The following is a 21,915-nucleotide window of genomic DNA, read 5'->3' on the forward strand; positions in this document are numbered from 1 at the left end:
ACTGATAACTGATAACTGATAACTGATAACTGATAACTGATAACTGATAACTGATAACTGATAACTGATAACTGATAACTGATAACTGATAACTGATAACTGATAACTGATAACTGATTTACATTCTTTCCAAAACGGAGATTCCTAGGAGAGATAGGCCTAATTTTAGGGTTCTTGCCGTCAAATCACACAAAACTAAACGAGAGGTTTTAATCGGTTCTTCCGCTTTGAGTACAGGGCAACTTTCGTAGAAACGATTATACTTTTTACTGAGTTCGTAAAGATAATCACATAAACGATTGGGTAATAAATCCTCTTCCACGGTGCTAATTACTTGCGGAAGTTGCAGTAATTGTTTAGCCAGAATTAATTCGCTTTCATCCTTGAGAATTAGCGGTGAATTGGCACTTAAATCCTGAAAATTAATACCACCTTCGCGACTGATACTCTGGACTCTAGCGTAAGCGTACAGCATATAGGGGGCGGTGTTGCCTTGCAGATTGAGCATTTTGTCGTAACTGAAAACGTAGTTACTATTGCGATTTTGGCTGAGATCGGCGTATTTAACGGCACTTAATCCGACAGTTTTGGCAGTCTTAGCGATAAAATCGCCGGTTTCTTCTCTTTCCTCGCTTGCCAGTCTTTTTTCTAAGTCAGCTAGGGAACAGGCGATCGCTTGATCGAGTAATTCTTGTAATTTTACCGTCTCCCCGGAACGAGTTTTTAATTTTTTACCATTTTCCCCTAAAACTAATCCAAAAGCGACGTGAACCACTGCCACATTATCGGGTAAAAATCCCGCTTTTTTAGCCACCTGAAATACTTGGGCAAAATGGTTAGCTTGTCCAGCATCGGTGACATAAATTATTCTTTCAGCTTTATCTTGCCGGACTCGATAACAAATTGCCGCTAAATCGGTGGTAGCGTAATTATAACCGCCGTCGGATTTCTTGACAATTAGGGGCAAAGGATCGCCCTCTTTGTTGGTAAAACCATCGAGAAAGACACATAAAGCACCGTTGTCTTCTGTTAGCAATCCCTGTTGATCTAATTCTCTGATTACTGCCTCAAGGTAAGGATTATAAAAAGATTCACCCCTTTCGGTCAGTTTTATATCGAGAATATCATAGATTTTCTGAAATTCCCGCCGTGATTGTTGACAAAGTAACTGCCATGCTTGACGACTTTGAGGATCACCCGACTGTAATCTTACTACCGCTTGACGGGCAGTTTCTTTAAATTTTTCGTCTTCATCAAAACGAATTTTTGCCTTTTTATAAAAGCTAACTAAATCCCCTAAATCGAGGGCATCTGCTTGGGTTAAAGCGCTAGGATAAGCTTCTTGTAGATAGGTGATTAACATCCCGAATTGAGTACCCCAATCCCCGACGTGATTAAGACGAATTACTTGATGATGACGAAATTCCAAAATCCGGGCAATACAATCACCAATTATAGTTGATCGCAAGTGACCGACGTGCATTTCTTTGGCAATATTGGGACTGGAAAAATCGACAATAATTTTTTGACTGGGGTTAGCAGCGGCAACTCCTAAACGGTTGTCGGTAATTAGGTCTTTTAATTGGGTTTCTAGATAACTGGGTTTAAGGGTAAGATTGATAAAACCGGGTCCGGCAATTTCGGGGGGTTGACAGAGATCATCTATCTCTAGATTTTTTAGTAAAGTTGCCGCCACTTCCCGCGGTTTTTGTTTTAATTCTTTGGCTAAAGAGAGGGAAATATTACATTGATAATCGCCAAAACGGGGGTTACTAGCGGCCACAATTAGAGGATCGGTATCAGCGAAGTTTTCCCCAAAGGATTTAACTAGGGACTGGGAAAAGCGTTCTTTTATTTGTTGGATAATGGCAGTCATAGAGAGAATTTAGGAATGAATGTTAGAAATCTATGGGTAATTAGGAAATTTATCTTGCTCTCATCTTGAATAGAATTGATCCGAACGGGGCATTACGTCCATTTTCTTGGTACATTATAAGCATCAAATTTAGTATCTTTACTAATTAGAATTAGCGATCTGTTTAGAGATTGAGCAATTAGCATTCTATCAAATGGATCACGGTGATGCAAGGGTAAAGTACAAATTTTTAGAGTATCAGAAAATGATATAGACAGTAAGGTTATATCTGATGCTTCTAGTTTAGTTTCAATGGTTTCATAACTTTTTTGTAGGGCTAACTTACCTAAATTTAACTTAATCGCAATTTCCCAGAGACTAACAATACTGACATAAACTTCAGGAGCAAAATCAATTTCCTCCCGAAGATTATTAGGCAAGTTAGGATCGTTTTCAGTTAACCAGATGAAAGTATGGGTGTCCAGAAGAAAAGATGTCATCACATATATTCCTGAAAATCTTCCAAAGACTGATCAAAGTCATCGGACAAAGGCAAGGTAAATGTACCTTGTAAAATTCCTGAACGACGTTTCCTAAGAGAAGATTTCTCTATAATAACATCTGATTGATAATTGGCCATCAAATATTCAGCATAGTGAAGCAGCTCTATTTTTAATAACTCTGGCATTGCTTCGACAGTTTCTAATATTTTTGTGTCTATATTCATAGGTTTGGGATATTTAATCTGAGCGAATTCTTACTAATTACTTATTCCTTAACCAATAAAACCACGGCATAAACTGCGATACCTTCTTCTCGTCCTACCGGTCCCAATTGTTCGTTAGTAGTGGCTTTAATTCCCACCTGTTCCGGATTAATCTTGAGAGTTTCTGCTAACTTGGTTCGCATCGCACTAAGGTGGGATTTCATTTTCGGTTTTTCGGCGACAATTACCGAATCAATATTATTAATCTGCCAACCTTTATCGATAATTAATTGATTAACTTGCTCTAATAACTTTAAACTATTCGCCCCTTGCCATTGCGGGTCTGTGGGGGGAAAATAATGACCGATATCGCCTAAACTAAGCGCCCCCAGCATTGCATCCATGATAGCATGGGTTAAGACATCGGCATCACTATGACCCAATAAACCGACAGTATGGGCAATTTCTACTCCTCCTAAAATTAAAGGTCTTCCTGTCACCAATCGGTGGATATCGTAGCCGTTACCAATACGAATATTCATAGAGCAGTCCTCTTGGAGTTATATTAATTATCTTATCGCAAAAGGGAACGGGAAACGGGGAAATATTTATTTGTTTTTAATGGGTGCATCTTATTTTTGTCAATCAACTAAGTTAGTATTTTTAAAGGGAAACTCTCTGCTAAAGTCTGCCGTTACTTTCGATTTTATCACTCAATCCAAGCTTTTGGGGGGTTCTACCCCCCAAACCCCGGAGCGCATTAGTTTTTCGGTGGGATGCTTACAGGCAGCTGCTGATATATCTGTAATAATTTAAGAGTCACTGATAATTGCTGATTGTCGGTATTTCTGCAAATGTGAGATGGCTCCTTTTTAATAGTATTATTAACTGCCAATCGAACTTTAAAAACCCGCTGCCTTCTCCCCACTTGCCACTCTATACTTGTTAACTAAGATTTAGTATAACTCGATCGCTGTTAAAATTGCGGTAGAATCGGGAGAGTAACTCCGAGTTTTTTCTTGGGGATAATCTCCTAACTTCTGACTATCCACGGCCAATTCCCGCAAAGGATAGCCATTTATTCTATCAGATTGAGAAGATATTAAGCATGATAACACTTGTGATTATGTTTTTCGCTGCCTTGCTGGCAGCTGCCGATTTTACTTACCAAGTTTTGATTCATTTTCCCGTACAAATCCTCAATTTTTTGGGGTCGTTGCTGTCCTATGGAGTGATTGGACTGATAATTTTCGTCCTAGTGTGGATTGTGGGTGACTGATTTCTTGGGGTAAAAAAATGAGAGAATTAGCCTTAGCCAATTCTCCCCAATTTAAGCCAACTTTTAGTTTTTACTATTCACTAGCCACTGCTTGGGGTTGTCCTTGCGGTTGGAATTGGAACAGGGAATAAACCACGTTACGACGGATATCAATCATCATTTCTAAAAACATCTCGTAGCCTTCCTGTTTATACTCAATTAGGGGGTCTTTTTGACCGTAACCGCGTAAACCAATCGACTCGCGTAAAGCTTCCATAGCTTGCAGGTGTTCGCGCCATAACATATCGATTTGTTGCAGGATAAAATAACGTTCGGCATCGCGCATTAAACCGGGGCGAATACTATCAACTTGACGTTCTTTAATTTCGTAAGCTTTGCGAACTTCTTCGTGGAGGAACATCTTGATATCATTAACACTCATATCCTCGATATCTTTAGCGGTAATATCTGCCAAGAGATAGACGAATTCCTGAGATTTACTAATCAGTTTTTCTAAATCCCATTCTTCCGCCGGCAGTTCGGGATTAATATAAGCCATGACGATTTCATCCATGGTTTTTTCGGCGTATTGCAGCACCTGTTCTTTTAAGTCCATCCCCTCCAAAACCCGACGACGTTCGGCATAAATAGCGCGCCGTTGATTATTCATCACCTCGTCGTATTCAAACACCTGTTTCCGGGCATCATAATAGAAGGTTTCCACTTTTCTTTGCGCTCCTTCCAAGGAACGAGTCAACATTCCCGATTCAATGGGCATATCTTCTTCCACCCGGAAGGCATCCATTAAACCCGCCACGCGGTCGCCCCCAAAAATCCGCAATAAATTGTCTTCTAGGCTTAAAAAGAAGCGTGTGGAACCGGGGTCGCCCTGTCTGCCCGCTCTGCCTCGCAATTGGTTGTCAATACGGCGGGATTCGTGGCGTTCCGTCCCGATAACGTGCAGTCCGCCTCTTTCTACTACTTCATCGTGTTCTTTGCCGGTGTAATCTTCATAACTTTTGCGAATTAATTTATAGACTTCCCGTAACTTTTGAATAACCTGGTCATCCGTGGGAGCTTTTTCGGCCGCAATAGCGATTTTTTCTTCTACTTCTAATTCCGGTAAACTTTGAGTTCCGTGGGTATCAACGGCAAATTTAACCGCTTCTTTCAGGGTATTTTCTACCTCTTTCGGTAACTCAGTGGGAAAAATTTCCGCCGAGGCGCGCCAGTTTTTTTTCTTTTTACCCGGAGCGAATCCTTGCGGTCGATTTCGTTCTCCTAAACTGGGTAAACTAAAAGCCAAATTGTCATCTTCGGGCATAACTAATTTCGGCATTAAATACTCGCGAATTTTCAATCGGGCCATATAGTCAGAGTTACCACCGAGGATGATATCGGTTCCCCGTCCTGCCATGTTTGTAGCAATTGTCACAGCGCCGGCCCGGCCTGCTTGGGCGACGATTTCCGATTCCCTTTCCACGTTTTCTGGACGAGCATTAAGCAAGTTATGGGGAATCTTTCTTCCCTGTAATAAAAGCGAAAGCACTTCCGATTTTTCTACACTGGTAGTACCGACTAAAACCGGGCGGCCTTCTTCGTGCATTTGTTGACATTCTTCGGCGACGGCGTTCCATTTTGCCTGTTCATTTTTATAGACCACATCGGCTAAATCTTGCCGACGAGAAACGCGGTTAGTCGGGATAATTGTTACTTGCAGGTTATAGACTTTTTCTAGTTCCGTTTCTTCGGTTTTGGCCGTCCCGGTCATGCCGGATAATTTCGGATAGAGTAGGAAAAAGTTTTGATAGGTAATCGTGGCTAAGGTTTGGGTTTCCTGTTGAATTTCTACCCCTTCCTTAGCTTCCACTGCCTGATGTAAACCATCGCCCCAACGTCGCCCCGGTAATACCCGTCCCGTGAACTCATCAACAATAACAATTTCACCACTGCGGACGATATAGTTAACGTCTTTTTTCTGGAGTTCTTTGGCACGAATAGCGTTAGAAATATAGTGCGCCCAGGGATTTTCTTGGTCGTATAAATCGGTAACTTCTAATAGTTCTTCCGCTTTTTTAAAGCCTTCATCGGTCATTAAAACGTTACGGTCTTTTTCGTTAACTTCGTAGTCTCCCGGTCCGTCTTCTACTTCTTGGCGCACTAATTGCTTGGCGATTTCGGCAGCGAGAATATATTTTTCTGTGGGCCGATCGATCGCTCCTGATATAATTAATGGAGTTCTCGCTTCATCGATAAGAATGGAGTCCACTTCGTCGATAACGCAGTAGTTAAAGGGTCTTTGGACAACTTCCCCCATCACTGTAGCCATGTTATCGCGCAGATAATCAAAGCCGAGTTCGCTGTTAGTGGTGTAGGTGATGTCACAGGCATAATTTTTCTTTCTTTCTTCTGGACTCATGCCGGCTTGAATTAGTCCCACACTTAACCCTAAAAAGCGATGTACCTGCCCCATCCATTCCGCGTCACGACGGGCGAGATAATCGTTGACGGTGACGACGTGAACCCCTTTTCCGGTCAATCCATTCAAATAAGCGGGGAGAGTGGCAACTAGGGTTTTTCCTTCCCCGGTTTTCATCTCGGCGATTTGTCCTTTGTGGAGTACCATTCCCCCCAATAACTGTACGTCAAAGTGACGCATCCCTAAGACTCGGATGCCCGCTTCCCGGACAATGGCGAAAGCTTCGGGGAGGATTTCCTCGAGAATCTCCTCTCTTTGCTCATAATTTCTCGCTTTGTCCAATCTTTCCTTAAATTCGCTGGTTTTGCTCCTTAATTCGTCATCGGATAGGTTTTTAATATCTTCTTCCAGCAGGTTGATTTCGGTGACGAGGGGCTGAAATTTTTTAATTTTGCGGGCGTTGGGGTCTCCGAGTAGGGCTTTTAACATAGCAGTTTTGATTCTCTCGCTTCGATTGGCTCTTGGTCTGTGGTGTTAACAATTGTATCACTCTCGTTGGGAGTGGAGAGTCATTTATCGGTGAAAAGGGACTCTTGCCAGTGGGCAAAAATTAAGTTAGAGATGGTATCTTAGAGCTAAGAATATACTGATCTACTTTGATTCCCTAAAACCTTAAAAAACTTAGTATTGCCGACAAAGGAGGGTGAAACCATGACAGAAAGCCTTACCATGGCATCCCTCTACCAGAAACTCTCACAAATCGGACTAAAAAAAAATTATGTCCGAAAAAATGGCTTACCCAGTTGGTGGGATGATGAACTCAATGATAAACCCGTTGCGGTCCTAGAAGGAGCAGGTTATATCGCCAAAAACCTCAATCTTGACCTCTCATCTTTATTAACCCCTCAAGAAGAGGTCAAATTTAATAGACCTCCCCATACTAAATTTAAACAGCACAATAGCCAAAATAACCAACATCCCTATCTAGCGCAAGCTTTAGCGAGTCGGTTTGCTGAGTTAATTTCCTTGGGGGTTGAAGTTAATTATACTCCTTTACCTAAGGATGCTAAAACCATCAGGGAAGACATCTTAAGTGACCAGCCAAAGGTTGACTTGACCTCTCTTTTAGACTATTGTTGGTCTCAGGGAATAGCGGTAGGATACTTTGATCATTTTCCTAACAATACTAAGAAATTTGCTGGATTAATTCAATGGCATTCCACTTCTCCTGTAATTATTCTTAGTTCAAAACATCAACAGTCGGCAAGACTCGCTTTTGACTTAGCACACGAATTAGGACATTTAGCATTAGCACATCTAAAAGATGGGGTATTAGTTGATGAAGACATTACATTTGATAATGATTGCGAAGAAGAAGAAGCTAATCAATTTGCCACTGAATTACTCTTAGGTGATTATGATAACTGCCTTAAACATAGGAAATTCAAAGCTGAAAAATTCAGTAAATATGTTCAAGAACATTTTATCTCTCATCATCCCGATATTGATATAGGTGCAATTATTCTGAACTATGGATGGCATAATAGGGACTACTTTGCTTTAGCCATGAAGACTTTAAAAGTATTAGAACCTAACCCAAATGGCAACAAGATTATTAATGAATATTTGGCCAATCAGTTAGACTGGGATAAATTTGATGACGAAACCTACGAGTATCTAGAAAAGGTGTTAGGAGTTTAATCTTGACTGGTTCTGTTTATTGTTTGGATAATGACATTATCCTAAAATTGGCCACCTGTGGTTTATTTGAGAAAACCCTCAATACCTTTGGAGTTGAGATTAATCAAGTTAAAATTCTTGAGACATTTCAATATAAATTTAAAAGGCAACCGCAACAAAAAAGGAAGAAAAACCCTGTTAAATATAACCTAGAAGACGCTTTATCTGTCGTTGAAACCTGCGAAAAATATCAATCAATAATATCAATCAGGAGGATTTTATTCAATTACAGAAAATTGAAGGAATAGACATAGGTGAGACTATTCTCCTCAGTTATGTTAGATACTTGAATAAACAAAATAATTTAAGCTATTTACTCACGGGAGATAAACGCTGCTTAAAAAAAATAAATGTTCCTGAAACTAATCAGATTACTGGCTACCTTGAAGGTAAAATATGGTGTTTAGAACAATTAATTTTAAAAGATATTGAAATTTATGGATTTAATTGTATTCAAGAGAAAGTTTACCCCTTTAGAGATTGTGACACTAATCTTAAACTTATATTCGGTTATAGCAGAGAATCAGCAGAGCAGGAAGTCAGAAAACTGTTAGAAACTGAAATTAGGCAATTAAGAAAAGAAACGGGAAACTTACTTTATCCCTACCCTCAAGGATAGCAAAATTTGTTGTTTATTTTCGTTGATACAGTCCTGCTGGCGAGCGAGTGGAAGGAACCACTCCAGACACAGAGGACACAAAGAATAAGAGAGCATCCTTGAGAGTGGAGAATCATTTATAGGTGAAAAGGGACTCTTGCCAGTGTGCAAAAATTAGGTTAATGTTCTCTCAAGCGTCGGTTAACTAAAGGGGAAACCACCATATTTATTGATAATTATATCTATAGTTTCCATAATTGCGATCGATTCTCCCAAAATGGAGATAATTTGTTGATAATGTTCTAAGTCATCGTAGCTAAGGTGGCGACCTTTGCGGTCTTTTAGCCACTTCTGACACACTTGATAACCGCCGATATAAAAGTTCCAAATTTGCGGCGGAATCCCCGCAAAATACTGGTCAGAATTAATCAAAATTTGTTGTTTATTTTCGTCATATTTCACCTGTTCAACTAGATTAGAACCCGCCACGGGATAGCTACTAATTTCTTTTCCTGTCCCTTTCATCAGGTGTAACTGCACTAATCTGTCACCTTTTTTGACTAATTCCCAGAATAATTCTTTATCACTGGTGAGAGGAACACGAGGAAAGTCTATTTTTAAAAATTCGGCGTAACGTTGGCGATATTGGGGAGAGTGAAAGACGGCATAAATATAGTTAAAAATGTCTTCCGGTCCAAAGGTTTTCTTTTTGTCTCCTTTGCCATCACTGATAAATTCTAAGTCAAGTTTTGCGGAAAGTTCCTTAATAAATTCTGGCGCTAGATTGGGACGGCGACCATTTGGCGAGTTGGTTGGTTCTGTTTCAAATAAAGTTGGGGTATTGGTTGGGTAAAGATAAAGGGGGAAAATGTAATTTGTTTCTTTTAGAGATACTGTATGGTGCTGAATAACTTTATCGGTGCAGATAGTATGCTCCCAAGCTCTATTTATTTCTACCCCCTTAGACACACATAGTCCTAAGTTATTGTTTTGAAAAAAGTGTTGAGTTACTTCTTTTCTTGGAAGTTCTACTACATCTTCATGGTGATAATAATCTCTTATATCAAATGGACGATACAAACATTTAATAAAATATTGCTCCCACTGAGAATTATTAGATAAATACTTCCTACTTTGATTGATTTTCCAATCTCTTGTTGATTGAATATTATATTTATCACAAATTTCATTTTCAGGAATATTCAAATTTCTAAATTTTTCTATTCTCTTATAAAGAGATTCAAAATCAAAATCAAAAACAAAATGATCTCTGTGAGTTTTTACACCTGTTGAATTAACACACATAATATCAACTATTTTCCAGCCTTTCTCGTACTCTGGGAATAAAGCTGTATTTTGATTTTTTAAGAGATAAAAACTGGCTTCAGGTTTAATAATTTCCCATTCAGTTGAACTAATATCATTTTCATCTAACCAATGATACTTACCCCCAACTAACTCCCTATTCTCTTTAACCTCTCTAACACCCCACAAATCAGCATGATAAACCTTCGCTAAATCTTGCTGACTATCTTGATACTTGATAAAAAATGCAATCGCTACACCTTGCTGAATATCAAACACATTTTGATCGGGTGAACCGTCGGGACAGATTTCTTTTTTCTTGCTATTCCCATGTAAATCTAAAACATAAATCTCATCAAAAGTCTGCATCAAATTTTGACGCATTCCCCGAAAAGTTGGGTTATCTAAATAACCATGATTTGTAATTAACGCCACAACTCCATAACCAGTTTCCGCTACCCGATACTGAGCAAAGCGAATAAACTTCACATAATCATCTAATAAACCTTTGGGGTTTCTCTCTCCCAATGGTTTCCCATCTAATTGATAATAATCCTTAACCAAATTCACAATCCAAGGGTCAGTATTCATCGACTGATAGGAATAGGGTGGATTGCCTAAAATCACCATGACTGGCATTTCTTGCTTAACATCTTTTGCCGCGGCTGCTTCATCGCGAATACGATTTAAAAAACCGTCAGCAGGGGGAATTTGAAAAGCTTCCTGTAGGGTGTTGGTGAGATAGATTCCTAAGCGTTCATCGGCACTAAAATCATAGCCTAATTCCTGAAGTTGTAAACCTAACTTCATGTGTGCTACGGTGTAGGGAGCCATCAGTAACTCAAACCCAAAGAGACGCGGTAATAGATGCTGACTCACATAACTAGACCACATCCCTTTCTGTTGACGAAAACTCTCATAGATATAATCGATAACAGAGTGCAAAAAAGTACCGGTTCCCACAGCAGGATCCAGAATTAAAACTTGGTGAACTTCCTGAGTTTCTTGGCTATTATTAGGATTTTTAATAGTAATTTTTTTGGCATCGGCTAAACCTTTAGGAATCTGAAACTTATTTTTTAGAATATAGTCCACACTGCGAACCATGTAAGAAACCACGGGTTCAGGGGTATAATAAACCCCCCTAGACTCACGCATTTTACTATCGTATTCGGCTAAAAAAGTCTCATAAAAGTGAACTACAGGGTCCTCCTTGCGGGTGCGTTTTCCAAAGCTGCCCAGAATCCCCTCCATGTCTGTTTGTTGTAAAATAGTGGCTAGAGTATCCACGGCCCAAGTAATCCGCTCATCTAATTCTGTACCAGCGATTTGATGAAAAATTCCCCGCAAAAAAGGGTTAGTTTTTGGCAGTCGAAATCCTGCCGTTTCCCGGGAAAAAGAACTGATTTGATCCGTATTACAGCGTGCTGCGAATAAACCATAACAAATTGTTTGTGCATACATATCGGCAAACTGCGCTTCGTTGAGATCACTAATTAAAACTCGTTGAAAAGATTGCAATTGTTGCCGCAGCATTCCCCCGCAATCTTGATCTTTTAAAGCTTGTGCGATCGCATCCCGAATTAACTGCGCTAAAGCGGCCATTTTTTTCGCTAATTCTCGCGGTGTTGTTATCTGAATAACTTTCGAGAGAAAAAATTGACAGAACATTTGTTCTACTTGCAAAATACCCTGGGAATCAGGTTTAATTTGCTTTTTTTGATTAAGAGTTGCCACGGAAGCTGATAGACGCAATTCTCCCGATACATACCAACGAAATTCTAAATGATCGGTGATAATTAAGTTACCCAAAGCCTGTAAATAACGTTTTATTTGGGGAGTATTTTCAACCTTTTTGAGAGAAGTTCCGATATCTTTTGCTTCCAGATGACCAATTTCTACCATACCCTGATTAATCACAAAATCCGGAGCGCCACAAGCAATCCTTTTCGGTTCATTGAGAGCTTGTAGGTTATTATTTAGGGATTCAATTAATTTTTTTAAAGCAGGACGATAACTGTGTTCTGTGGCGTTACCCTGTTGATAAATGCCAGTGATTTCCTCTAGATATTTTGGCAGTGAATTAGTCATTATCGGTGCAGCCTATAAACGTTCTTCTATAGATAAAATATAACCTCATTTGCTTTCAATGTCCCCTGAGATGCGCTCATTCTACTTTATCCCTATCCTCAAGGATACCAAAATTAGCTAAAATGAGATAATCGATAGGCGATAATCTCATCCCAACAACTTCACCAAAATATTAACGATGGTCAAAGTGTCATCTCCCTTATCTCTAGAGCATCTCTATCATGTTCCCACCTATACTATAGCCGATACTGCGCGCTATCTCCATATTCCTTTACCCACTCTGAGAACCTGGGTAAAGGGACGCACCTACCCCACCAAAAAAGGACAAAAAGAGTTTTTACCCCTCATTCAACGGCCTAATCCGAATATTCCCCAACTTTCCTTTACTAACTTAGTGGAAGCGCACGTTTTAAGAGTCATTCACACCGTTCATAACATCCCTCTCGATAAAGTTAGACTTACCCTAGACTATATTAGTGAACAATTTAACACCGATCATCCTCTAGTTCAAAAACAATTTAGTACCGATGGAATTGACCTTTTTATCGAACAATTTGAACATTTAATTAATGCCTCCCGTTCGGGACAATTGACAATGAAACAAGTCTTAAATAATCTCTTAACTCGTATTGAATGGGATGAACAAGATATCGCCACACGGCTTTTTCCCACTATCAACCTAAAGGGGGAAGACTTCACTGATAAAGTCCTCATGATAGACCCGAATATTTCCTTCGGAAAACCCACTATCAAAGGAACAGGAATTCCCACTAAAATTGTCACAGAACTTTATGATGCTGGGGACTCTATAGAAGATATTGCCAATGATTATAATTGTCAACCTTGGCAAATTGAAAAAGCGATTTTATTCGAGTCCAATTGCCAAGCAGTATGACCTATCAATACACCTATTTTATAGACCGCGCTTTAGGAAAGTCTATCGGTGAAGCTTTGCAAAAAATAGGGGTTAAGATTGAATTTCATCATGCTCATTTTGCCCCAGATGCACCAGATACGCAGTGGCTACCTATTGTTAGTCAAAGAGTATGGATAGTATTAACTAAAGATGTAAACATTGGTAGAAATATTTTAGAAGTTCAACAGATAGCCCGTTATCATGCTCAAGTATTTGTTCTAGTTTCTGGTAACTTACCTCGTCAAACAATGGTTAATATTTTTGTGGAAACAATCGATAAAATCGAGAGAATAACCCAAGGTAATCAAGCTCCTTTTATCGCAAAAATATACCAAAATTGTCAAGTTAAATTGTGGAAAAATAAAAATGAATTAACCAGAATGCTAGAAACTATTTAAAACTTATTAAAATAGTTTCTATTCAGTAACAAATTACAACTAAATTTGTTGACAATATTCTCACCATTACCTTTGATGCAATTGTCGAAATTGTCTGAGCAGTGAACCAGTTTAATCAACTTCTTAATCCCCCCACTTGCTGTTAAATTTATTCCCGTTCACTTCACCCAGGGGAAGGGGGGGACTTCTGGCGAGATTTGAGTTAAACTAGAAAGGTTGACTATTGACAAACATCGATCGCACAGGAGTAAATTATGTCTAGAGTCTGTACTATGACGGGGAAAAAGGCCAATAACGCCTATGCGGTGTCCCACTCCCACCGTCGCACCAAAAAATTACAAGAAGCTAACCTACAATGGAAAAGAGTCTGGTGGTCGGAAGGCAACCGTTGGGTAAAACTACGCATCTCCACCAAAGCTATCAAAACCATTGAAAAGAAAGGATTAGCCGTCTTCGCTAAAGAAGTAGGCTTAAACTTAAATTTGTACTAAGCGAGTAGTTCAGAAGTGGAGACGAATCGGCCGTATCGTTGACTCCTGTGCTTTTGATTATTAAGTATTGCAACAGGGAGTGATGTGGGGTGAAAACTACCTTTAAGATTAAAAACTTAAAACGACCTGTTCAGGAGAATTTCAATGTATTCAACCCTATTAATGGCCGCTACCGCCGTGCAAGGTTCCAACGAATGGAGTCCCAAAGTGGCGATTGTCATGATTATCTGCAATATTCTCGCTATTGCTTTCGGTAAAGCGACTATTCAACAACAAAATGTCGGTCCTGCTTTACCTTCCCCCGCTTTATTCGGTGGTATGGGATTAGGCGCTTTACTAGGTACTACCAGTTTTGGTCATGTCCTCGGCGCCGGTGTTATCCTCGGTCTCTCCCGTCTCGGAGTTATCTAAATATTTGTTGATTTTCTCAATCGGTGGCCAAAAGTCACCGATTTCTTTTGTGACAAATTCTGGACTATATAAGTAGGTAGGTGTTAAAAATTGTCTGATCCCCCCGCCTATCGGCACCCCCCTTATCAAGGGGGGCAGGGGGGATCAGAGGCAAAATCTATCTTCTATTTAATTAGAACCACTTACTTATAATAAATATGACTTTACCTCAAAAAAATTCTTTTTGGTACGATGAGCGATTTCAGAAGATTTTTCTACAGGTAATTATCCTGCTAATTGTCTGCCTAATTTTCTGGTTTTTTGGCCACAATTTAGTGATTAATTTCCAACGCTTACGCTTAAGTTTTGGCTTTGGCTTTCTCTTTGATCCTGACCGACCAGCTTCTTTTGCGATTGGTGACTCTCCTATTCCCTACAGTCCCACCGATACCTATTTTCGCGCTCTTTTGGTGGGATTAGTTAATTCCCTCCGCATTATGATTACTGGCATATTTTTGGCGATTAGTCTGGGAATAGTCATCGGGTTAGGTCGCTTGTCGGATAATTGGTTAATTCGTCAGTTGGCAACAATTTATGTGGAAACTATTCGCAATACTCCTCTATTATTACAATTATTTTTCTGGTATTTTGCGGTATTTCTGAAACTGCCGAAGATTGAGGACTCTCTAGAGTTCTTTGGCAGTGTATTTTTAAATAACTCAGGAGTATATTTACCTTTCCCCGCTAATAGTTTCAGGACATGGTTAGCCTTAGCTATCATTGCTTTAGGAATAATTTTCTCAGTATTTTTATATCTAAAAAATAAACTTAGTTTATGTCTAACTAGCCTACTAATCCTAGTTATATTTCCTCTAATCTGGGGTTTACAATGGCAAAGTCCCCAAGTTAATCCTATTAATCAAAATATTGACTTTGGTTTACATCTTTCTTCTGAGTTTGCCACCCTCTTAATCGGTTTAACTGTTTATACAGCTGCCTTTATCGCGGAAACAGTACGGGGGGGAATTCAATCGGTTAATCGGGGACAATGGGAAGCAGCTAAAGCCTTGGGATTAAAACCTTTATTAGTGATGAGATTAGTGATTTTTCCCCAAGCTTTGCCAGTGATTATTCCTCCTTTAACTAATGAATGTTTAAACCTTGTTAAAAACTCTAGTTTAGCGATCGCTATTGGTTATAATGATATTTATGCTATCTCTAGTACCATCGCTAATCAGACAGGAAAAGCTGTAGAAATGTTAATAGTAGTTATGGCAACCTATTTATTCTTTAATCTGGTGATTTCCTTGACTATGAATCAATTAAACAAACGGGTAAAAATTCAGGAAAGGTAGGGTGTGTTAGCAGCGCGTAACGCACCGAATCGCACCAAAAGGTAGTGTAACGCACCAGAATTGAGTGATAAAGTAACTAATGAGCATTAGCAGAATATAAAGCGGTGATAATTGCTGTCACCGCAGGACTAAGACTAGATAAAACTACCACAGAAGCGGTGGCAATGATGATAGTAGTAGCCATTCTCACCATACCGTCTGTACCTTTTTGATAGGCATCAAATTTATAATCTATGCGATCAATTTTTTGTCCTATTTCATCTCGCCACTTACTGAATGCGTCCTGTGATTGGCTGAATTTTTCTTGCAAATCACTAACTTCATCACTTAATTGAATCAACGCCGCTCTGATGTCATCATTACTGGGATTTTCGGGAATTTGCATGACCTTGATTAGCAATAAACTAACAACCGCATACATTATAGCAGTTCTTAGCCATAAATTACAATTTTTTATCGGGAGGAGGAGTCAATCGCCAGCGCACTAAAAAACTATCAATACTTTCTAAACATTCCAAGTCATCTTTAGGTAAATAAGAATCTTTTAACAAGAAAGAAAAAGCCTGCTGAAACTCTTGACTATCAGCTTGAATCGGACTAGCAAAATGACAAGGAATAACCTGTTTAATCGGCCATTGGCAAATTCTATCAACCCATTGACTAACCTCGTCAGTAGTGCGATTAAGAATCAAAGTTTGCAAAATGGGTGCTACTATTAACCTCCCCTCTCGACGCAAATTTAAAAAAGTCCTTTGCCAATCATCACCCCATTGAAAAGGGAATAAACCAAAATAGGCTTTTTTACTCTTTTCCTTAGCAGTAAAAGCATCTCGAAAAACCTTAATCCAATTGGGAACAGCTAAAACCGGAGGTTGAAAATAAAGAGCAAAAAGACAAATTCTCTGCCAACCCCGACGGCGATTTTCTGGGGTATTCTCCACCAAATCCTTAGCACTATTTTTAGCGTGAAACAGGAGAGGATAGGGGTCTAATTCTAAAATAGCCGGAGGATTTTCTGGGATAGAAATAATTCCATCGGTCAGCAGCAGAGTTTGAGAGTAGTGATGAAAAAAAGCCACTTCCGAGAAGTATCCCACATTCAGATCAATTGCGGGTAAAATTTCATAACTAAAATCCTTTCCTAAAGGAGTGGTTGCCGAGTCAGCAGGTAAAATTTCTGTTCGTTTTGCCGGTAAACCCAACCAACTCAAAGGTAAATTAAGAGGAAAACTCCATTGATTAGGAGCAACATAAACTATAGCCTTAGGAAAATAACGGGCAAAAGGACCGACAAAAACCTTATGTTCAATCCCAGAAATCGTCGGCAAAATAATATATTTAACTTCCCCGTGTTGACTTTCCAACTCACGCATTAAGCGAATACATTCAGGAGTCGGGGCCACTGGTGCATAAACAAATAAACCCCCAGATGCTAACTTAATTACCGTCATGCGAATCGGCACGACCACATAAAAAATACCCTGCAATTGCTCAAATGTCCAGAGCGTATCTTTCACCACTTCTTGGCGAATTGTCCGTCTTTGACCGTAGGGATAAAGTGGTACAATTGGCCAAAAAGGCCATGATAAATCTTGCGGACTAATTGCGGCTTTTGTCATCGTCTGATTCTATCGCTGAAAATCTCTATTTTAGTTATCATAAACCCTTCTAATCCCCATGACTAATAAACTGCCCATTGATTCTTTGGTCAATACTTGGAATAGTCTCACGGGGGAAGTGATGAAAAGACTCCCCATCGACCAGTTGACTAATACTGTTCTCCAGTGGTTTAGTGTTAGTGACAGTCAAGTGGCGGAAATTTTAGAAAAAGTCCGTCAAGAATTACCCACCACCGAGGCGCTGTTAATCGGCAAACCCCAAACGGGAAAAAGTTCGATTATTCGGGGAATAACGGGAGTTTCGGCGGAAATCGTCGGGCAAGGTTTCCGTCCCCACACCCAAAACACCCAGCGCTACACCTACCCCGCGGAAGACTTACCCCTGTTGATTTTTACCGATACGGTGGGGTTAGGGGATGCCTATCAACACACAGACACGGTAATCGCGGAATTATTAGCAGATTTAGCCGAAAACACGGGACGCGCCCAGGTTTTTATCGTGACGGTAAAAATTAATGATTTTGCCACCGATAGCCTCCTGGAAATTACCAAACAACTGCGGCAAAAATACCCTAAAATCCCCTGTTTACTGGCTGTTACCTGCCTTCATCAGCTTTATCCTCCTAATACCGCCGATCATCCCCCTTATCCTCCCGATTGCGAGGATATCAATCGCACCTATCAAGAAATTAAAGAAACTTTTAAGGATTTATACGACAATTCTGTGCTAATCGATTTCACCCTAGAGGAAGACGGTTACAACCCTGTTTTTTACGGTTTAGAGGCATTTAGAGACAATTTAGCTGATTTATTGCCAAAAGCCGAGGCTAACACCATCCACCAACTTTTAGATCGGGAAACCAGCAATAAATTAGGCAATCTCTATCGGGACGTGGCGCGACGCTATATGTTAGCCTTTTCCGTCATAGCGGCGACCTTGGCGGCGATTCCCTTACCCTTAGCGACTATGCCCGTGTTAACCGCCCTACAAGTGTCAATGGTGGGGGTTTTAGGCAAATTATACGGTCAAGTCTTAACCCCATCCCAAGCCGGTGGAGTCGTCAGTGCGATCGCTGGCGGCTTTTTGGCCCAGGCCATCGGTCGGGAATTGGTGAAATTTATCCCCGGTTTTGGCAGTGTTATCGCCGCTTCTTGGTCTGCTGCCTATACCTGGGCCCTAGGAGAGGGCGCTTGTGTCTATTTTGGCGATTTAATGGGGGGTAAAAAACCCGATCCTAAAAGGATTCAAAGGGTGATGAAAGAGGCTTTTTCTGCTGCCCAAGAAAGATTTAAAAATGTCGCTACCGGAGGAGATAATTAAGCGGTATTAAAAGATTACATAGCGAGGAGAGGAGAAACCCCTGAAATTCTGTTTACTTTTCTGAAATAAATCAAAAATAGCTTAAAAAGAGTTAAGTTTTTGTCTGGTAGAGATTTCCTATACAGGAGATTTGGCTATAATGACGAGCTAAGAGGTCAGTAAGTAGTCAGATATAATTGCTGTAGCTTATGAATATATCGTCGGTCTTATCACTCTAGCGGTGTGAGAGTTTTGTTGCTTGTGCTTAGATCAAATTAGTGTCTTACTACTTAGATAAAGGAGAAAATATTATGACTCAAGCAAACGACAACGGACTATCAAGAGAAATTCGCACGGTGAATGACACCCTTAAGTGGGTAGAAGAAGTATCAGAGAAATGGACAATTAACTCGGAACAACAATATCCTGTACATTTATGGTTTAGGGGGAATCGCTCACTAGGTCATCAATTGGTTCCTTCGATTTTTAGATTACAGGAAGAAAAACAATGTAGAATAACGAATATTTCCGGTTATTACGTTGATATACAACCAGAGAACTTGTCAAAAATGTATGAGGAAGGTGGATTGTATATACATCTGATCAGGCGACTTCCTGAGATTCGTAGCGAATTTCCTTCGGTACTCGATATACTATCACTATTCAGACACTACGAACTACCTTGCCGATTACTTGATTGGACTGAGAACGTACTTATTGCTCTGTGGATGGCATCGGAGGATAATAGTAAGGATGGAGAACTTTTTGCTTTAAATGCTAGAAAGCTTGCTGAGACGGTAGATCTACCTCATCAAAAAAAGATACCACCAAATACAACAGTCTATATAACAGAATCACTTCATGTCTTATTACGCACTGGTATGGTTCTAACTTCATACCTCGATGAACTTTTTGCTCTACCTTTTGTCAAGGAGGGGTTTCTAGGTAATGGGTTCTCAGAGAGATTCTGGGAGCACCTTTTGAAAGCGGTAAGTTTGATGAAGGAGAACGATATTGGGATAATAGAGGGAACAGAAAACATGGAGCGAACAGAAAACATTATTGACCAAATTATCAAATATATCAAAAATCCATCTAATAGCCTAAGCCAAGAAGATGCAAAACTGTACAAATTATTGTACAAAGAGATGCCGCCTCTAATGAAACAACAACTGCATCTCTATTTTGATAATTCAGTTCCGCAAGAAGATATTGAGAATATGAAAAAAGCTCAAAAAGCCCGGCTTTGGCTGTTCAAGTTTCTGTTTGATCTTAGAAAGCCAGTAACTGTTTTTCCAGAACGGAGAAATATTCGGTTGATAGCACAAAGTGGAATGTTTACGATTAGTGGAGGAGACTTTTTAGTTAAAAAGGTTAAGCGAAAAGGTATTGAGTGCAGGATTCCTCGTCCACTTCATCTAAATCGAGAAAATCAAGACCTTATTTGTGTAGCCCATATTCCGCAAGAATGTAAAAGACCTTTGCGTGTACAATTAGAGAGAATTGGCATTCATGCAGCCAATGTTTATCCAGAACTAGAATCACAGGGAAAATATCTTAAGAATTTGTGGTATGTAGATATAGATTCGTCCAGTGTCCGAGGGTGAACCGACTAATAACAGTTATCAGTTAGACGTTTTCAGTACAATACCGAAGGCACTGCCTAATACTGTGCCGAGCTTGTAGTATATTAACCAAGTGTAATGCGTCTCTCGAACGGGAAACGGCTTTGCTGATTTTAAGTATGAATTGTCCCCTAGACAATTTTTCAAACCTAGTCCTAAGCGTTGGTTGTGGATACGATGCACAATTAGCATCCATATCTTGATTCAGCAACGCCTAAAACTGTTAGAATAGGTCAAATCAATTAACTAGAGGCCCTATGTTAGCTCTAACCTATCCACACATAGAAAAAAGTGACGACCAACCCGCACATTTACAAAGATTACCGCGTATCCGCGTTGCTCAAATTGTCATGGACTACATCGCCTATGGTTGGTCGGTAGAAGAAATCTGTCGTCAACACCTTTATTTAACCCTAGCCGAAGCTCATGCAGCCATGGGTTACTATTTTGACCATCAAGAAGAAATTGACCAAGAAATCACCCTGGAATGGCAACAAGTACAAGAAAATATGACCAATCAAGCTGCCAAGTCGCCTTTTTATGTTCGTATGAAAGCAAAAGGGCTACTGTAAATGACTATTGCCTTGTACATGGATGTTCATGTTCCCCAAGCAATTACCGAACAGTTGCGTCGCCGAGGCATAGATGTATTAACAGCATTTGAAGACGGAACCGAACAACTACCTGATGATCAACTTTTGCTAAGAGTAACTGAGCTTAAGCGCATTCTCTTTACCCAAGACATTCGCTTTAGAGTTTTAGCCGAAACTTGGCAACTAAAAGGCAAACCGTTTTCAGGTTTAATTTTTGGTCATCAACTTGGAGGCACTATTGGTCAATTTGTCAAGGATTTAGAATTGATTGCTAAGGCCTCTGAACCTGAAGAATGGCTCAATACAGTTGAATATATCCCGTTCAAGTAATAGACAAAACATATCAAAAATGTACCATCAGTTTCAGTGAGTAGTCGTATAATGGCTTTATGCAGTTTGACTGGAATAAAAATTCTATCAAAGCACGAAGTCTCATTTGAGTCGGCAAAAACTGTTTTTGATGATCCTCTCTATGTTGAATTCTACGATCCAGAGCATTTAGAAGGAGTTGATATTATGTTAGTTAAAGGAATTAAAAAAGGTAAAATTATTGAGTTATTAGAGTAAGTTTATTTTCCTGATAATGAAGATGTATTAGTAGAAATTAGAGAGGTTAATGATTTTTGGTCAGCTTTGCCCACAGTTAAAAATGAAAGGAAAAAGGCAGTAAATCCGAGAGATGAAAACGATAATTTTGCTGATTTCCACAGATAATAATCTCTGCTTGCGGCGCTAATTCGGCTATCCATTGACGACAGGCTCCGCAGGGAGTTAACTGACTAATATCATCCTTCCCATCGATACAGGCTATAGCGATCGCCCGTACTTCTCGATCGCCCGCTGCGATTATTTGCGCTAAAGTTGCCCTTTCCGCGCACAAACTCAAGCCATAACTAGCGTTCTCTACATTAGTACCAGCATAAATCTTTTTATTTGTCAAGACCGCTGCCCCCACCCGAAAACCGGAATAGGGAGAATAGGAAAGTTTCGCCACTTCCCGAGCAGTGTCACAGAGTTGTTGTCTTTCTTGTTCAGATAGGGTCATCGGCTGCAGATAGCAGGGAGAAGGGAGAAGGGAGAAGGGAGAAGGGAGAAAAAAGCCGAATCCTGACTCCTAAATAGGGTCTGCTGAATAAATCTAAAAACCTTGTTGGGTAAGACTTTTAGACTTTTTGTCAATCAAAAAGTACCAGGCATGGGAGTGATCAGGGGGAAAATTCAGGTACTTTTTCCCTGAAAATTAGGTAGTTGACCAC

The 21,915-nt window shown here is 39.9% G+C and carries 24 protein-coding genes; 14 read left to right on the forward strand and 10 right to left on the reverse strand.

Annotation, left to right across the window (positions count from 1 at the left end; genetic code table 11):
• Window positions 1–118 precede the first annotated feature (118 nt).
• The 4 genes from argS to ispF form a co-directional block, all read right to left on the reverse strand.
• The gene (gene argS, locus IM479_RS22340; protein ID WP_287684856.1) at window positions 119–1,876 is read right to left on the reverse strand and encodes an arginine--tRNA ligase; all 1,758 of its coding nucleotides are present in this window, start codon (window positions 1,874–1,876) and stop codon (window positions 119–121) included.
• 92 nt (window positions 1,877–1,968) lie between these two features.
• Window positions 1,969–2,355, reverse strand: coding sequence for a type II toxin-antitoxin system VapC family toxin (locus IM479_RS22345; RefSeq protein ID WP_045361180.1), 387 nt, complete (start codon window positions 2,353–2,355; stop codon window positions 1,969–1,971).
• Complete coding sequence (gene vapB / locus IM479_RS22350; protein ID WP_286825355.1) at window positions 2,355–2,582, reverse strand: type II toxin-antitoxin system VapB family antitoxin; 228 nt, start codon at window positions 2,580–2,582, stop codon at window positions 2,355–2,357. Before vapB ends, IM479_RS22345 begins: the two co-directional genes overlap by 1 nt.
• A 41-nt stretch (window positions 2,583–2,623) precedes the next feature.
• Entirely contained in the window at window positions 2,624–3,103 is a 480-nt protein-coding gene (gene ispF / locus IM479_RS22355) for a 2-C-methyl-D-erythritol 2,4-cyclodiphosphate synthase (protein WP_287684858.1), read from the reverse strand.
• A gap of 79 nt (window positions 3,104–3,182) precedes the next feature.
• Between ispF and IM479_RS22360 the strand changes: the two genes are divergently transcribed.
• Window positions 3,183–3,377: a hypothetical protein gene (locus IM479_RS22360; protein ID WP_287078456.1), complete on the forward strand. Its 195-nt coding sequence runs from the start codon at window positions 3,183–3,185 to the stop codon at window positions 3,375–3,377.
• 140 nt (window positions 3,378–3,517) lie between these two features.
• Here IM479_RS22360 and IM479_RS22365 read toward each other — a convergent pair whose 3' ends face one another.
• Together IM479_RS22365 and secA are read right to left on the reverse strand one after the other, a co-directional pair.
• Window positions 3,518–3,679 (reverse strand): hypothetical protein, encoded by a 162-nt coding sequence (locus tag IM479_RS22365; protein WP_286825358.1) that lies wholly within the window; start codon window positions 3,677–3,679, stop codon window positions 3,518–3,520.
• Window positions 3,680–3,913: 234 nt separating this feature from the next.
• The gene (gene secA, locus IM479_RS22370) at window positions 3,914–6,727 is read right to left on the reverse strand and encodes a preprotein translocase subunit SecA (RefSeq protein ID WP_286825359.1); all 2,814 of its coding nucleotides are present in this window, start codon (window positions 6,725–6,727) and stop codon (window positions 3,914–3,916) included.
• 222 nt (window positions 6,728–6,949) lie between these two features.
• On the opposite strand from secA, the gene IM479_RS22375 reads away from it, so the two are divergent.
• From IM479_RS22375 to IM479_RS22385, 3 genes are read left to right on the forward strand one after another with little or no spacing between them, the layout of a single operon-like run.
• On the forward strand, window positions 6,950–7,939 hold the full coding sequence (locus IM479_RS22375; protein WP_287684860.1) for an ImmA/IrrE family metallo-endopeptidase: 990 nt from the start codon (window positions 6,950–6,952) through the stop codon (window positions 7,937–7,939).
• Window positions 7,940–7,941: 2 nt separating this feature from the next.
• On the forward strand, window positions 7,942–8,226 hold the full coding sequence (locus tag IM479_RS22380) for a hypothetical protein (RefSeq protein ID WP_287684861.1): 285 nt from the start codon (window positions 7,942–7,944) through the stop codon (window positions 8,224–8,226).
• Between the two features lie 38 nt (window positions 8,227–8,264).
• A complete protein-coding gene (locus tag IM479_RS22385; RefSeq protein ID WP_287684862.1) occupies window positions 8,265–8,597 on the forward strand; it encodes a hypothetical protein in 333 nt (110 codons plus the stop codon).
• A 180-nt stretch (window positions 8,598–8,777) separates the two neighbouring features.
• Here the strand turns inward: IM479_RS22385 and IM479_RS22390 are convergent, their stop codons facing one another.
• Window positions 8,778–11,972 carry a type ISP restriction/modification enzyme gene (locus IM479_RS22390; protein WP_287684863.1) on the reverse strand — a complete coding sequence of 1,065 codons (3,195 nt, stop codon included), beginning with the start codon at window positions 11,970–11,972 and terminating at the stop codon, window positions 8,778–8,780.
• A gap of 178 nt (window positions 11,973–12,150) precedes the next feature.
• Between IM479_RS22390 and IM479_RS22395 the strand changes: the two genes are divergently transcribed.
• The 5 genes from IM479_RS22395 to IM479_RS22415 all read left to right on the forward strand — a co-directional run bounded on the left by IM479_RS22395 (window position 12,151) and on the right by IM479_RS22415 (window position 15,522).
• Window positions 12,151–12,867, forward strand: a complete 717-nt coding sequence (locus IM479_RS22395; RefSeq protein WP_287684864.1) for a DUF433 domain-containing protein — start codon at window positions 12,151–12,153, stop codon at window positions 12,865–12,867.
• Window positions 12,864–13,286, forward strand: a complete 423-nt coding sequence (locus IM479_RS22400) for a PIN-like domain-containing protein (protein ID WP_287684866.1) — start codon at window positions 12,864–12,866, stop codon at window positions 13,284–13,286. The genes IM479_RS22395 and IM479_RS22400 overlap by 4 nt, the downstream gene beginning before the upstream one ends.
• A 254-nt stretch (window positions 13,287–13,540) precedes the next feature.
• Window positions 13,541–13,777: a 50S ribosomal protein L28 gene (gene rpmB / locus IM479_RS22405; protein ID WP_002775299.1), complete on the forward strand. Its 237-nt coding sequence runs from the start codon at window positions 13,541–13,543 to the stop codon at window positions 13,775–13,777.
• 144 nt (window positions 13,778–13,921) lie between these two features.
• On the forward strand, window positions 13,922–14,188 hold the full coding sequence (gene psaK / locus IM479_RS22410; protein ID WP_287079330.1) for a photosystem I reaction center subunit PsaK: 267 nt from the start codon (window positions 13,922–13,924) through the stop codon (window positions 14,186–14,188).
• A gap of 197 nt (window positions 14,189–14,385) precedes the next feature.
• On the forward strand, window positions 14,386–15,522 hold the full coding sequence (locus IM479_RS22415; RefSeq protein ID WP_287684867.1) for an amino acid ABC transporter permease: 1,137 nt from the start codon (window positions 14,386–14,388) through the stop codon (window positions 15,520–15,522).
• 76 nt (window positions 15,523–15,598) lie between these two features.
• On the opposite strand, the gene IM479_RS22420 is transcribed toward IM479_RS22415, so the two are convergent.
• Together IM479_RS22420 and IM479_RS22425 are read right to left on the reverse strand one after the other, a co-directional pair.
• Entirely contained in the window at window positions 15,599–15,907 is a 309-nt protein-coding gene (locus IM479_RS22420; protein WP_002798015.1) for a ssr2422 family thylakoid membrane protein, read from the reverse strand.
• Between the two features lie 58 nt (window positions 15,908–15,965).
• On the reverse strand, window positions 15,966–17,141 hold the full coding sequence (locus IM479_RS22425; RefSeq protein WP_287684869.1) for a DUF4336 domain-containing protein: 1,176 nt from the start codon (window positions 17,139–17,141) through the stop codon (window positions 15,966–15,968).
• A 58-nt stretch (window positions 17,142–17,199) separates the two neighbouring features.
• On the opposite strand from IM479_RS22425, the gene IM479_RS22430 reads away from it, so the two are divergent.
• From IM479_RS22430 to IM479_RS23140, 5 genes are all read left to right on the forward strand, one after another.
• A complete protein-coding gene (locus IM479_RS22430; protein WP_287684870.1) occupies window positions 17,200–18,462 on the forward strand; it encodes a YcjF family protein in 1,263 nt (420 codons plus the stop codon).
• 290 nt (window positions 18,463–18,752) lie between these two features.
• Complete coding sequence (locus tag IM479_RS22435) at window positions 18,753–20,048, forward strand: FRG domain-containing protein (protein ID WP_287684872.1); 1,296 nt, start codon at window positions 18,753–18,755, stop codon at window positions 20,046–20,048.
• Between the two features lie 275 nt (window positions 20,049–20,323).
• The gene (locus tag IM479_RS22440; RefSeq protein ID WP_271973729.1) at window positions 20,324–20,638 is read left to right on the forward strand and encodes a DUF433 domain-containing protein; all 315 of its coding nucleotides are present in this window, start codon (window positions 20,324–20,326) and stop codon (window positions 20,636–20,638) included.
• Complete coding sequence (locus IM479_RS22445; RefSeq protein WP_287684873.1) at window positions 20,639–20,989, forward strand: DUF5615 family PIN-like protein; 351 nt, start codon at window positions 20,639–20,641, stop codon at window positions 20,987–20,989.
• 51 nt (window positions 20,990–21,040) lie between these two features.
• Window positions 21,041–21,226 carry a BrnT family toxin gene (locus tag IM479_RS23140; RefSeq protein WP_287684874.1) on the forward strand — a complete coding sequence of 62 codons (186 nt, stop codon included), beginning with the start codon at window positions 21,041–21,043 and terminating at the stop codon, window positions 21,224–21,226.
• A 76-nt stretch (window positions 21,227–21,302) separates the two neighbouring features.
• Here IM479_RS23140 and cdd read toward each other — a convergent pair whose 3' ends face one another.
• Complete coding sequence (gene cdd, locus IM479_RS22455) at window positions 21,303–21,704, reverse strand: cytidine deaminase (protein ID WP_287684875.1); 402 nt, start codon at window positions 21,702–21,704, stop codon at window positions 21,303–21,305.
• Window positions 21,705–21,915 lie beyond the last annotated feature (211 nt).

The organism is Microcystis sp. M165S2, assembly GCF_020245885.1.
GTDB lineage: Bacteria > Cyanobacteriota > Cyanobacteriia > Cyanobacteriales > Microcystaceae > Microcystis.